The sequence below is a fragment of the Pseudoxanthomonas sp. OG2 genome, assembly GCF_014192765.1.
In the GTDB taxonomy this organism is placed as follows: Bacteria; Pseudomonadota; Gammaproteobacteria; order Xanthomonadales; family Xanthomonadaceae; genus Pseudoxanthomonas_A; species Pseudoxanthomonas_A beigongshangi.
In genome coordinates this window covers 1,168,287-1,180,255 of record NZ_JACHYM010000001.1, presented here as the reverse complement: position 1 = coordinate 1,180,255, position 11,969 = coordinate 1,168,287, and the positions used below count along the sequence as shown (strand labels likewise).

Sequence of the window (11,969 nt, the reverse complement as noted above, 5' to 3'; positions counted from 1 at the left end):
TGCGTCCGCGTCAGCGGGCGCACCGGCGTGAGGCACTGCGATGGCAGGTCTTCGTCTCATCGTCGGACTGGGCAATCCCGGTGCCGAGCACGCCAGAACCCGGCACAACGCCGGGTTCCGTTTTGTCGACACCCTGGCCGAGGCACAGGGCGTGCGGTTCGGCCTGGAAAGCAAGCTGTTCGGTGAAACCGCCAAGGTCGTGGTCGCCGGCCAGCCAGTCTGGCTGCTCAAGCCGGCCACCTACATGAACCTGAGCGGCAAATCGGTGACCGCCGCCCTGCGCTATTGGAAGATTGCGCCGGAAGAGGCGCTGCTGGCCCACGACGAACTGGACCTGGCGCCCGGCGTGGCGCGGCTGAAGTTCGATGGCGGCCACGGCGGCCAGAACGGCCTGCGCGACACCCTCCAGTTGCTGGGGCACGGCAAGTTCCACCGCCTGCGCATCGGCATCGGCCATCCCGGCCACAAGGACAAGGTGACCGGCTGGGTGCTGGGCAAGCCGGGCAAGGACGACGAAATCCTGATCGGCCGCGCCATCGACGACGCCATCGACGTGCTCCCGCTGGCCGTGCAGGGCGATTTCAACGAGGCCATGAAGCGGCTGCACACGAGCAGGGATTAGGCATTGGGGATTCAGGATTCGGAAAAGCACTTTTCGAATCCCGAATCCCGAATTCCCAATCCCGGATATTTATGGGCATCAAATGCGGCATCGTCGGCCTGCCCAACGTGGGCAAGTCGACCCTGTTCAACGCGCTGACCAAGGCGGGCATCGCCGCGGCCAATTTTCCGTTCTGCACCATCGAGCCGAATGTCGGCGTGGTGCCGGTACCGGATCCGCGACTGAACCAGCTGGCCGAAATCGTCAAGCCGCAGAAAGTGCTGCCGACCGCGGTCGAGTTCGTCGACATCGCCGGGCTGGTAGCCGGCGCGGCCAGTGGCGAGGGCCTGGGCAACAAGTTCCTGGCCCACATCCGCGAGGTCGACGCGATCACCCACGTGGTGCGTTGCTTCGAGCACGGCGACATCGTCCATGTGTCCGGCAAGGTGGATCCCATCGCCGATATCGAGACCATCGACACCGAACTGGCGCTGGCCGACCTGGATAGCGTCGAAAAAGCGCTCAACCGCGCCGAACGTTCGGCCAAGGCCGGCGAAAAGGATGCCATCGCCCGCAAACCGGTCCTGCAGAAGCTGCATGCCGGCCTGAGTGAAGGCCAGCCGGGCCGCGCGCTGGGCCTGGACGAGGAGGAGCGGGCGCTGGTCCGCGACCTGTTCCTGCTGACCCTCAAGCCGGTGATGTACGTGGCCAACGTGCTGGAGGACGGCTTCGAGAACAACCCGCACCTGGAGGCCGTGCGCGCCCGCGCCGCCACCGAGGGCGCCGAGGTGGTGCCGGTCTCGGCCGCCATCGAGGAAGAGCTGGCCCAACTGGACGACGCCGATCGCGACACCTTCCTGGCCGACCTCGGCCTGGATGAACCGGGCCTCAACCGGGTGATCCGCGCGGCCTACAAGCTGCTCGGCCTGCAGACCTACTTCACCGCCGGGGTCAAGGAAGTCCGGGCCTGGACGGTCAAGGCCGGGGCCACCGCGCCCCAGGCGGCGGCGGTCATCCATACCGATTTCGAGAAGGGCTTCATCCGCGCCGAGACCATCGCCTTCGACGATTTCATCAAGTACAAGGGTGAGGCGGGCGCGCGCGACGCCGGCCGGCTGCGCCTGGAAGGCAAGGAATACCGGGTGCAGGAAGGCGACGTGCTGCACTTCCGCTTCAACGTCTGATAAAAAAGTTGGCGTTTCGCGTTGACAGCCAGTCTGCTTCAGGCCAAAATCGCTGGCTGTTTCACCCCGGTTTGATTTGGCCCCTCCGGCCGGCTCTTCCGGGTGGCTACGGAGGGATACCCAAGCGGCCAACGGGGGCAGACTGTAAATCTGCTGGCTTACGCCTTCGGTGGTTCGAATCCACCTCCCTCCACCAAAATTTGAGTTGTTTTGTGTTGTAGTGGTCTCCCGGCGCGGGAGTAGTTCAACGGTAGAACCTCAGCCTTCCAAGCTGATGGTGCGGGTTCGATTCCCGTCTCCCGCTCCACTTGAACGCCCAGCGCGGGACCTGCGGTAACCGAAGCGACAAACAGTTTCACGCTCACGTAGCTCAGTCGGTAGAGCACCTCCTTGGTAAGGAGGAGGTCGATGGTTCGATTCCATTCGTGAGCACCACCTTTCCAACTCCATTTCAACGATCCACCTCGAGAAGAAGCAGCCATGGCAAAGGGTAAATTCGAACGCACCAAGCCGCACGTGAACGTGGGCACGATTGGTCACGTTGACCACGGCAAGACGACGCTGACGGCGGCGCTGACGAAGGTGGGTGCCGAGCGCTTTGGCGGCGAGTTCAAGGCGTACGACGCGATTGACGCGGCGCCGGAAGAGAAGGCTCGCGGCATCACGATTTCGACGGCGCACGTGGAATACGAAAGCCCGACGCGCCACTACGCGCACGTGGACTGCCCGGGTCACGCGGACTACGTGAAGAACATGATTACCGGTGCGGCGCAGATGGACGGCGCGATTCTGGTGTGCTCGGCCGCGGACGGCCCGATGCCGCAGACGCGCGAGCACATCCTGCTGTCGCGCCAGGTGGGCGTGCCGTACATCGTGGTGTTCCTGAACAAGGCGGACATGGTGGACGACGCCGAGCTGCTGGAACTGGTGGAAATGGAAGTTCGCGAGCTGCTGACCAAGTACGAGTTCCCGGGCGACGACACCCCCATCATCCACGGTTCGGCGCGCCTGGCGCTGGAAGGCGACCAGTCGGAGATTGGCGTGCCGGCCATCCTGAAGCTGGTGGAAGCGCTGGACACGTTCATTCCGGAGCCGCAGCGTGACGTGGACAAGCCGTTCCTGATGCCGGTGGAAGACGTGTTCTCGATTTCGGGCCGTGGCACGGTGGTGACCGGTCGTATCGAGCGCGGCATCATCAAGGTGGGCGACGAAATCGAAATCGTCGGTATCCGTCCGACCCAGAAGACCACGGTCACGGGCGTGGAAATGTTCCGCAAGCTGCTGGACCAGGGCCAGGCGGGCGACAACGCGGGCCTGCTGCTGCGCGGCACCAAGCGTGACGACGTGGAGCGTGGCCAGGTGCTGGCCAAGCCGGGTTCCATCACCCCGCACACCGAGTTCGAAGCCGAGGTGTACGTGCTGTCGAAGGACGAGGGTGGCCGTCACACGCCGTTCTTCAAGGGTTACCGCCCGCAGTTCTACTTCCGGACCACGGACATCACCGGTGCGGTGACGCTGCCGGAAGGCACCGAGATGGTGATGCCGGGCGACAACATCAAGATGACCGTGCAGCTCATCAACCCGGTGGCGATGGACGAAGGTCTGCGTTTCGCCATTCGCGAAGGCGGTCGTACCGTCGGCGCCGGCGTCGTGGCCAAGATCATCAAGTAAGCTGCTGTTCCGGCGAATCGCTTCGCCGGACCTCGCGAACGGCGGGCCGGAACCTCGGTCCGCCTTCGCCGTCTAAGGGAAACCTTTAGCAAATCGATACGCCAGTAGCTCAATTGGCAGAGCAGCGGTCTCCAAAACCGCAGGTTGGGGGTTCGAGTCCCTCCTGGCGTGCCACACCGGCGGAGTCTTCCGCACAGGGCCGGCATGCATGGCCGGCCCCTTAGAGCAAAGAGCGACACTGACTTGAACAGCAAGGTCGAACAATCCAAAGGCGGCGCATCCGCCGGCGACATCGCCAAGTACGTGCTGGCCGCTGCCCTCGTGGTCGCGGGCCTGGTGGCGTGGTGGTGGTTCAATGGCCAGTGGGCCACGCCGCTGCGTTCGCTGGCGGTCGCGGCCGGCCTGGTCCTGGGCACGGTCGTGTTCCTGACCACCGGCAAGGGCCGGGACACCCGGGAATTCCTGTCCGAATCGCGGTTCGAGTTGCGCAAGGTGGTCTGGCCGACCCGCCAGGAAGCGACCCGCATGACCTGGGTGGTGGCGATCGTCGTCATCATCCTGAGCCTGCTGCTGGCAGGCTTCGATTTCGCCATCAAATGGGCGATCGAGTTGTTCCTGGACTACGGCCGCTGAGGAGGATGTCGCAGTGAAGCGTTGGTACGTGGTTCACGCCTATTCGGGCTTCGAGAAGTCGGTTGCACAGGCGCTGCGGGATCGCATCGTCCGCAACGACATGCAGGAAAAGTTCGGCGACGTCCTGGTTCCGACCGAGGAAGTGGTCGAGATGCGCTCCGGCCAGAAGCGCCGTTCCGAGCGCAAGTTCTTCCCGGGCTATGTCCTGGTCCAGATCGAGACCCATGACGAGGCGGGCATCCCGCGCATGGACAACGAGAGCTGGCATCTGGTCAAGGAAACCAGCAAGGTGCTGGGCTTCATCGGCGGCACCGCCGATCGCCCGCTGCCGATCCGTGACGAGGAGGCCGCCGCCATCCTGGACCGCGTTCAGGAAGGTGTGGAAAAGCCCCGTCCCAAGGTGCTGTTCGAGCCGGGCGAGATGGTCCGGGTCATCGACGGCCCGTTCAACGACTTCAACGGCGTGGTCGAGGAAGTCAACTACGAAAAGAGCCGCCTGCGCGTGGCGGTGCTCATTTTCGGCCGCTCCACCCCCGTGGAGCTGGAATTCGGCCAGGTCGAGAAGGCCTGACCCCCTCCCGGCGTGCCCCCGGCACGACCAGGAAAACCCTGATATACTGCGCGGCTCCCTGTCCAAAGGAGCCGGGCAGGGCACCCGCCGCCGCAAGGCGGCTTCCGTGCGTCTACAACGCGAAGCCGGGACGCGTGATTTTCCCGGTCCGATGGGGAGCCTGCAAAACAGGCGCTAGCACCCGGAGAGAACTCAAATGGCTAAGAAAGTTGTTGGTTACATCAAGCTGCAGGTGAAGGCCGGCCAGGCCAACCCCTCGCCGCCGGTCGGTCCGGCCCTGGGCCAGCGCGGCCTGAACATCATGGAATTCTGCAAGGCGTTCAACGCCGCCACGCAGAAGCTGGAACCGGGTCTGCCGATTCCGGTGGTCATCACCGCCTATTCCGATCGTACGTTCACCTTCATCACCAAGACGCCGCCGGCGACCATCCTGCTGAAGAAGGCCGTGGGCATCCAGTCCGGCTCCAAGCGCCCGAACACCGAGAAGGTGGGCAAGGTGACCCGCAAGCAGCTGGAAGAGATCGCCAAGGCGAAGGAACCCGACCTGACCGCGGCCGACCTGGACGCAGCAGTTCGCACGATCGCGGGTTCGGCCCGCTCCATGGGCCTGACGGTGGAGGGTTAAGAGATGGCACAGACCAAGCGACAGAAGGCCATCCTGGCCGCAGTGACCCCGGGCAAGGCATATGCCATCGACGAGGCGCTGAAGATCATCAAGTCCGCCACCAAGGCCAAGTTCGTCGAGTCCGTCGACGTCGCCGTGCGCCTGGGCGTGGACGCCAAGAAGTCCGACCAGCAGGTTCGCGGTTCGACCGTGCTGCCGGCCGGTACCGGCAAGTCGGTGCGCGTGGCGGTGTTCGCCCCGGCCGGCGCCAAGGCTGACGAAGCGGCCGCCGCCGGCGCCGAAGCCGTCGGCATGGACGACCTGGCCGAGAAGATGCTGGCCGGCGACATCAACTACGACGTGGTCATCGCCACGCCGGACGCGATGCGCGTGGTCGGCAAGCTGGGCACCGTGCTGGGCCCGCGCGGCCTGATGCCGAACCCGAAGGTCGGCACCGTGTCCCCGAACCCGGCCGAAGCCGTGAAGAACGCCAAGTCGGGTCAGGTGCGCTACCGCACCGACAAGGCCGGCATCATCCACTGCACCATCGGCAAGGCCAGCTTCGAGGACGAAGCGCTGAAGAACAACCTGCAGGCCCTGCTGGCCGATCTGGTCAAGGCCAAGCCGGCCACCGCCAAAGGTCAGTACCTGCAGAAGATCTCGGTCAGCTCGACCATGGGTCCCGGCGTCACCGTCGACCAGTCGTCGCTCAACCTGAAGTGATGAACCGGCCCGCGCGCCTGGCGCGCGGGCCTGCCGGTTCATCATCCCTGCGAAAGCAGGAATCCATTGGAATCTTGAAGATTCCTGGATCCGGCCCACGCAAGGAAACGCAACAAGGCAGCGTTCGCGAGGACGTTGCCGAACATTTGAGGGCAATCGCAACGGAATCCGTTCCCGAGCGATAGCCGTCAAAGACCGCAGGTGCGGTCCGCGCGCATCGACGACGGGCACGGAAGCTCGTGTTGGCAGGGAATCGCCGTCGATGGAAGCGGGATCGCTTAATCCGGACCCGAAAGGGGACGCGCCTGCGCAGATGGTGCCGCCTTCTGGAAATTTCCTGGTGCAGATTCATGCCAGTCAGAAAGGCCACCGCCGGGGCTCGCGCCCCCGGTACCCAGGATGGGTGCCGTCCAGGACCGCAAGCGGCAGGAGCCGCGAGCGGAATCAACAAGTGAGGAGTGTATGGCTCTCAATCTGTCCCAGAAGCAAGAAGTAGTCGCCGAACTGGCAGACGTCGCCGCCAAGGCGCACTCCCTGGTCGCCGCCGAATACGCAGGCATCACGGTCACCCAGATGACCGCGATGCGCAAGAAGGCGCGTGAGACCGGCGTGTTCCTGAAAGTTGTCAAGAACACCCTGGCTTCCCGTGCCGTCGAAGGTACCGAATACGAGTGCGTCAAGGAAAAGCTCGTCGGTCCGCTGCTGTATGCGTTTTCGACGGAAGAACCCGGCGCTGCCGGGCGTCTGATCAAGGAATTCGCCAAGGGCAACGACAAGCTACAGGCCAAGGTGGTCTCGGTGGGCGGTCAGCTGTATCCGGCCAGCCACGTTGACGTGCTGGCGTCGCTGCCGACCCGTGATCAGGCCCTGGCCATGCTGGCCCGCGTCCTGGCCGAACCGGCCGCTATGTTCGCCCGTGCCGTCAAGGCCGTGGGCGACAAGCAGGGTGGCGGCGAAGCCGTCGCCGAAGCTGCGGCCGAAGCCTGAGTTCGACGTCTTAACGGTTCACTGAACCCTTTCCCAAGATAAATTTCCAAAAGGTAAACACAATGTCCCTTTCCAACGAACAGATCGTCGACGCCATTGCCGGCAAGACCCTGATGGAGGTGATGGAGCTGGTCAAGGCCATCGAAGAGAAGTTCGGCGTCTCCGCCGCCGCCCCGGTCGTCGCTGCTGCCGGTCCGGCCGCCGCCGCCGCCCCGGCCGAAGAGCAGACCGAGTTCACCGTCACCCTGAAGACCGCCGGCGACAAGAAGGTCGAAGTCATCAAGGCCGTCCGCGCCATCACCGGCCTGGGCCTGAAGGAAGCCAAGGACCTCGCCGAGGCCGGTGGCGTCCTGAAGGAAGCCGCTTCGAAGGAAGACGCCGAGAAGATGAAGAAGGACCTCGAGGCCGTCGGCGCCACCGTCGAAGTGAAGTAAGCAACATCCGTCGCCACGCAACATCGGCGGCAAACCGAGGCCGGGGGCGCAAGCCCCTGGCCTTCGGTCGTTGTTTGAAAGGCCGGGATTGGTGATTCGGGAGTAGGGATTGGAAGAGCAAAACAGCGCTGTTCCGAATCCCGAATCCCCAATCCCGAATCCCCGCCTCCAATCGAGTTTGTAGTTGGAAGCAGCAGCAGAAGGCGTGCTGGTGCCGGCAATACCAGCGGCTTCCAACTGAAAATTCTCCCGTTCGAAAGAATGTTCCCCCGGGGTCGCGGACGCGCGGCCCCCGATGCCAAAGGCACTCCCATGACGACATACTCGTTCACCGAGAAGAAGCGCATCCGCAAGGACTTCGGCAAACAGCGTTCGATCCTCGAAGTCCCCTTCCTGCTTGCCATCCAGGTCGACTCCTACCGCGAATTCCTGCAGGAATTCACCGAGCCGTCCAAGCGCGAGGATCGCGGCCTGCACGCCGCCCTCAAATCGGTGTTCCCGATCTCCAGCTACAGTGGCAATGCCGCGCTGGAATACGTTGGCTACAAGCTGGGCGAACCGGTGTTCGACGAGCGCGAGTGCCGCAACCGTGGCTTGAGCTACGGTGCCCCGCTGCGCGTCACCGTGCGCCTGGTCATCTATGACCGCGAATCGTCCACCAAGGCGATCAAGTACGTGAAGGAGCAGGAGGTCTATCTGGGCGAAATCCCGCTGATGACCGAGAACGGCACCTTCATCGTCAACGGCACCGAGCGCGTCATCGTTTCCCAGCTGCACCGCTCGCCGGGCGTGTTCTTCGACCACGACCGCGGCAAGACCCACAGCTCGGGCAAGCTGCTGTACAGCGCCCGCATCATCCCTTACCGCGGCTCCTGGCTGGACTTCGAGTTCGATCCCAAGGACGCGCTGTTCACCCGTATCGATCGTCGCCGCAAGCTGCCGGTGACCATCCTGCTGCGCGCGCTGGGCTACTCCAACGAGGAGATGCTCAACGAGTTCTTCGACATCAACACTTTCCACATCCTGCCCGAAGGCGTGCAGCTGGAACTGGTGTCCGAGCGCCTGCGTGGTGAAACCCTCAACTTCGACCTGGCTGACGGCGACAAGGTCATCGTCGAAGCCGGCAAGCGCATCACCGCGCGCCACGTGAAGCAGCTGGAGCAGTCCGGCATCTCCGCGCTGGCGGTGCCCGACGAGTACCTGGTCGGCCGCATCCTGTCGCACGACGTGATCGACGGCAACACCGGCGAACTGCTGGCCAACGCCAACGACGAGATCACCGAAGAGCAACTGGTCAAGTTCCGCAAGGCCGGCGTCGACGCGGTCGGCACCCTGTGGGTGAACGATCTGGATCGTGGTCCGTACCTGTCCAACACCCTGCGCATCGATCCGAGCCGCACCCAGCTGGAAGCGCTGGTCGAGATCTACCGGATGATGCGTCCGGGCGAGCCGCCGACCAAGGACGCCGCGCAGAACCTGTTCCACAACCTGTTCTTCACCTTCGAGCGCTACGACCTGTCCAATGTCGGCCGGATGAAGTTCAACCGCCGTGTCGGCCGCAAGGAAGTCACCGGCGAGGCCGTGCTGTACGACAAGAAGTACTTCGGTTCGCGCACCGACGAAGAGGCCAAGCGCCTGGTCGCCGAACTGGGCGACACCTCGGACATCCTGGACGTGATCAAGGTCCTGACCGAGATCCGCAATGGCCGCGGCACCGTCGACGACATCGACCACCTGGGCAACCGCCGCGTGCGTTCGGTCGGTGAAATGGCCGAGAACGTGTTCCGCGTGGGCCTGGTCCGCGTCGAGCGCGCGGTCAAGGAGCGCCTGTCGATGGCCGAGTCCGAGGGGCTGACCCCGCAGGAGCTGATCAACGCCAAGCCGGTGGCCGCCGCGATCAAGGAGTTCTTCGGCTCCTCGCAGCTGTCCCAGTTCATGGATCAGAACAACCCGCTGTCGGAAGTGACCCACAAGCGCCGCGTCTCGGCGCTCGGCCCGGGCGGTCTGACCCGCGAGCGCGCCGGCTTCGAAGTGCGCGACGTGCACCCGACCCACTACGGCCGCGTCTGCACCATCGAGACTCCGGAAGGCCCGAACATCGGCCTGATCAACTCGCTGGCCGTGTACGCCCGCACCAACAATTACGGCTTCCTGGAAACCCCGTACCGCAAGGTCGTGGACGGTACCATCACCGACGAGATCGAGTACCTGTCGGCGATCGAGGAAAACGAGTACGTCATCGCCCAGGCCAATGCGCTGCATGACGCCAAGGGCCACCTGACCGAGCAGTTCGTGCCGTGCCGCTACCAGGGCGAGTCGCTGCTGAAGCCGCCGAGCGAAGTGGACTACATGGACGTCTCGCCGATGCAGACCGTGTCGGTCGCGGCGGCGCTGGTGCCGTTCCTGGAGCACGACGACGCCAACCGCGCGCTGATGGGCGCCAACATGCAGCGCCAGGCCGTGCCGACGCTGCGTGCGCAGAAGCCGCTGGTCGGTACCGGCATCGAGCGCGCCGTGGCGCGCGACTCGGGCGTGACCGTCAACGCGCGTCGCGGTGGCGTGGTCGAGCAGATCGACGCGGCCCGCATCGTGGTCAAGGTCAACGAGAGCGAGATCTCCGGCGAGCACGATGCCGGCGTGGATATCTACACGCTGATCAAGTACACCCGCTCCAACCAGAACACCTGCATCAACCAGCGTCCGCTGGTGAACGTGGGCGACGTGGTGGCGCGCGGCGACGTGCTGGCCGACGGTCCCTCGACCGACATCGGCGAACTGGCCCTGGGCCAGAACATGCTGATCGCGTTCATGCCGTGGAACGGCTACAACTTCGAAGACTCCATCCTGCTTTCCGAGCGCGTGGTGGAAGAGGATCGCTACACCACGATCCACATCGAAGAGCTGACCTGCGTCGCGCGCGACACCAAGCTGGGTCCGGAGGAAATCTCGGCCGACATCCCGAACGTCTCCGAGCAGGCGCTGAACCGCCTGGACGAGAGCGGCGTGGTGTACATCGGCGCCGAAGTGCGCGCCGGCGACATCATGGTCGGCAAGGTCACCCCGAAGGGCGAGAGCCAGCTGACTCCGGAAGAGAAGCTGTTGCGCGCGATCTTCGGCGAGAAGGCGTCCGACGTTAAGGACAGCTCGCTGCGCGTGCCGCCCGGCATGGACGGCACCGTCATCGACGTGCAGGTCTTCACCCGAGACGGCATCGAGAAGGACAAGCGCGCGCGCCAGATCGAGGAAAGCGAGATCAAGCGCGTCAAGAAGGACTTCGACGACCAGTTCCGCATCCTGGAAAGCGCCATCTATGCCCGCCTGCGTTCGCAGCTGGTCGGCAAGGTCGCCAACGGTGGTCCGGGCCTGAAGAAGGGCGACACCGTCAATGACGTCTACCTGGACGGCCTGAAGAAGGCCGACTGGTTCGCCATCCGCATGAAGGACGACGACGCCTCCGACGCCATCGAACGCGCCCAGAAGCAGATCCAGGCGCACGAGAAGGAGTTCGAGCGCCGCTTCGCCGACAAGCGCGGCAAGATCACCGCCGGCGACGACCTCGCCCCGGGCGTGCTGAAGATGGTCAAGGTCTACCTGGCCGTGAAGCGCCGCATCCAGCCGGGCGACAAGATGGCCGGCCGTCACGGCAACAAGGGCGTGGTGTCGACCATCGTGCCGGTCGAGGACATGCCGTACATGGCCACCGGCGAGACCGTGGACATCGTGCTGAATCCGCTGGGCGTGCCGTCGCGTATGAACATCGGCCAGGTGCTGGAAGTCCACCTGGGCTGGGCCGCCAAGGGACTGGGCCGGAAGATCCAGGCCATGCTGGAAGCCCAGGCCAAGGTCGCCGACCTGCGCAAGTTCCTGGACCAGATCTACAACCACGAAAAGAAGCTGGGCGAAGATCGCGTCGACCTGTCGCAATTCAGCGACGAGGAACTGATCAACCTCGCGCGCAACCTGACCGACGGCGTGCCGATGGCCACCCCGGTGTTCGACGGCGCGGCGGAAGCGGAAATCAAGCACATGCTGGAACTGGCGGATCTGCCGATCAGCGGCCAGACCCAGCTGTTCGATGGCCGCACCGGCGAAGCGTTCGATCGCCACACCACGGTCGGCTACATGCACATGCTGAAGCTGAACCACCTGGTGGACGACAAGATGCACGCCCGCTCGACCGGCCCGTACTCGCTGGTCACCCAGCAGCCGCTGGGCGGCAAGGCGCAGTTCGGCGGCCAGCGTTTCGGCGAAATGGAAGTCTGGGCGCTGGAAGCCTACGGCGCGGCGCACACCCTGCAGGAAATGCTGACGGTCAAGTCGGACGACGTGCAGGGCCGCAACCAGATGTACAAGAACATTGTCGACGGCGAACACGAGATGGTCGCGGGCATGCCGGAATCCTTCAACGTGCTGGTGAAGGAAATCCGCTCCCTGGCCATCAACATGGAACTGGAAGACAACTGAGGTTCGGGATTGGTGATACGGGATTCGGGATTGGCAAGCGATTGCCTCCCGAATCTCCCGGATCCCCGCTCTGACGAATCCCCAATCTCGAATTCCG

General features: G+C 64.3%; 10 protein-coding genes and 4 tRNA genes. All 14 read left to right on the top strand.

Going from position 1 to position 11,969, the window contains the following annotated elements; genetic code table 11:
• Nucleotides 1-40 precede the first annotated feature (40 nt).
• The 14 genes from pth to rpoB all read left to right on the top strand — a co-directional run bounded on the left by pth (nt 41) and on the right by rpoB (nt 11,872).
• Entirely contained in the window at nt 41-622 is a 582-nt protein-coding gene (gene pth, locus FHW78_RS05580) for an aminoacyl-tRNA hydrolase (protein WP_183638701.1), read from the top strand.
• 71 nt (nt 623-693) lie between these two features.
• Nucleotides 694-1,785, top strand: coding sequence for a redox-regulated ATPase YchF (gene ychF, locus FHW78_RS05575; protein ID WP_183638699.1), 1,092 nt, complete (start codon nt 694-696; stop codon nt 1,783-1,785).
• A 110-nt stretch (nt 1,786-1,895) separates the two neighbouring features.
• Nucleotides 1,896-1,981 (top strand) — tRNA-Tyr (locus FHW78_RS05570).
• A gap of 37 nt (nt 1,982-2,018) precedes the next feature.
• Nucleotides 2,019-2,092 (top strand) — tRNA-Gly (locus tag FHW78_RS05565).
• 52 nt (nt 2,093-2,144) lie between these two features.
• Nucleotides 2,145-2,220: transfer RNA gene (locus FHW78_RS05560), tRNA-Thr, on the top strand.
• Between the two features lie 45 nt (nt 2,221-2,265).
• A complete protein-coding gene (gene tuf / locus FHW78_RS05555) occupies nt 2,266-3,456 on the top strand; it encodes an elongation factor Tu (protein WP_183638687.1) in 1,191 nt (396 codons plus the stop codon).
• Between the two features lie 98 nt (nt 3,457-3,554).
• A tRNA-Trp gene (locus tag FHW78_RS05550) sits at nt 3,555-3,630 on the top strand.
• A gap of 69 nt (nt 3,631-3,699) precedes the next feature.
• On the top strand, nt 3,700-4,089 hold the full coding sequence (gene secE / locus FHW78_RS05545; protein ID WP_141455869.1) for a preprotein translocase subunit SecE: 390 nt from the start codon (nt 3,700-3,702) through the stop codon (nt 4,087-4,089).
• Nucleotides 4,090-4,102: 13 nt separating this feature from the next.
• Nucleotides 4,103-4,660 (top strand): transcription termination/antitermination protein NusG, encoded by a 558-nt coding sequence (nusG, locus tag FHW78_RS05540; protein WP_141455870.1) that lies wholly within the window; start codon nt 4,103-4,105, stop codon nt 4,658-4,660.
• A gap of 196 nt (nt 4,661-4,856) precedes the next feature.
• The gene (rplK, locus tag FHW78_RS05535; RefSeq protein WP_141455871.1) at nt 4,857-5,285 is read left to right on the top strand and encodes a 50S ribosomal protein L11; all 429 of its coding nucleotides are present in this window, start codon (nt 4,857-4,859) and stop codon (nt 5,283-5,285) included.
• Nucleotides 5,286-5,288: 3 nt separating this feature from the next.
• A complete protein-coding gene (gene rplA, locus FHW78_RS05530) occupies nt 5,289-5,987 on the top strand; it encodes a 50S ribosomal protein L1 (RefSeq protein ID WP_141455872.1) in 699 nt (232 codons plus the stop codon).
• A 462-nt stretch (nt 5,988-6,449) separates the two neighbouring features.
• The gene (gene rplJ, locus FHW78_RS05525; RefSeq protein ID WP_183638697.1) at nt 6,450-6,974 is read left to right on the top strand and encodes a 50S ribosomal protein L10; all 525 of its coding nucleotides are present in this window, start codon (nt 6,450-6,452) and stop codon (nt 6,972-6,974) included.
• A gap of 62 nt (nt 6,975-7,036) precedes the next feature.
• Nucleotides 7,037-7,408 (top strand): 50S ribosomal protein L7/L12, encoded by a 372-nt coding sequence (gene rplL, locus FHW78_RS05520; RefSeq protein ID WP_183638695.1) that lies wholly within the window; start codon nt 7,037-7,039, stop codon nt 7,406-7,408.
• A 312-nt stretch (nt 7,409-7,720) separates the two neighbouring features.
• Nucleotides 7,721-11,872, top strand: a complete 4,152-nt coding sequence (gene rpoB / locus FHW78_RS05515) for a DNA-directed RNA polymerase subunit beta (RefSeq protein WP_183638693.1) — start codon at nt 7,721-7,723, stop codon at nt 11,870-11,872.
• Nucleotides 11,873-11,969 lie beyond the last annotated feature (97 nt).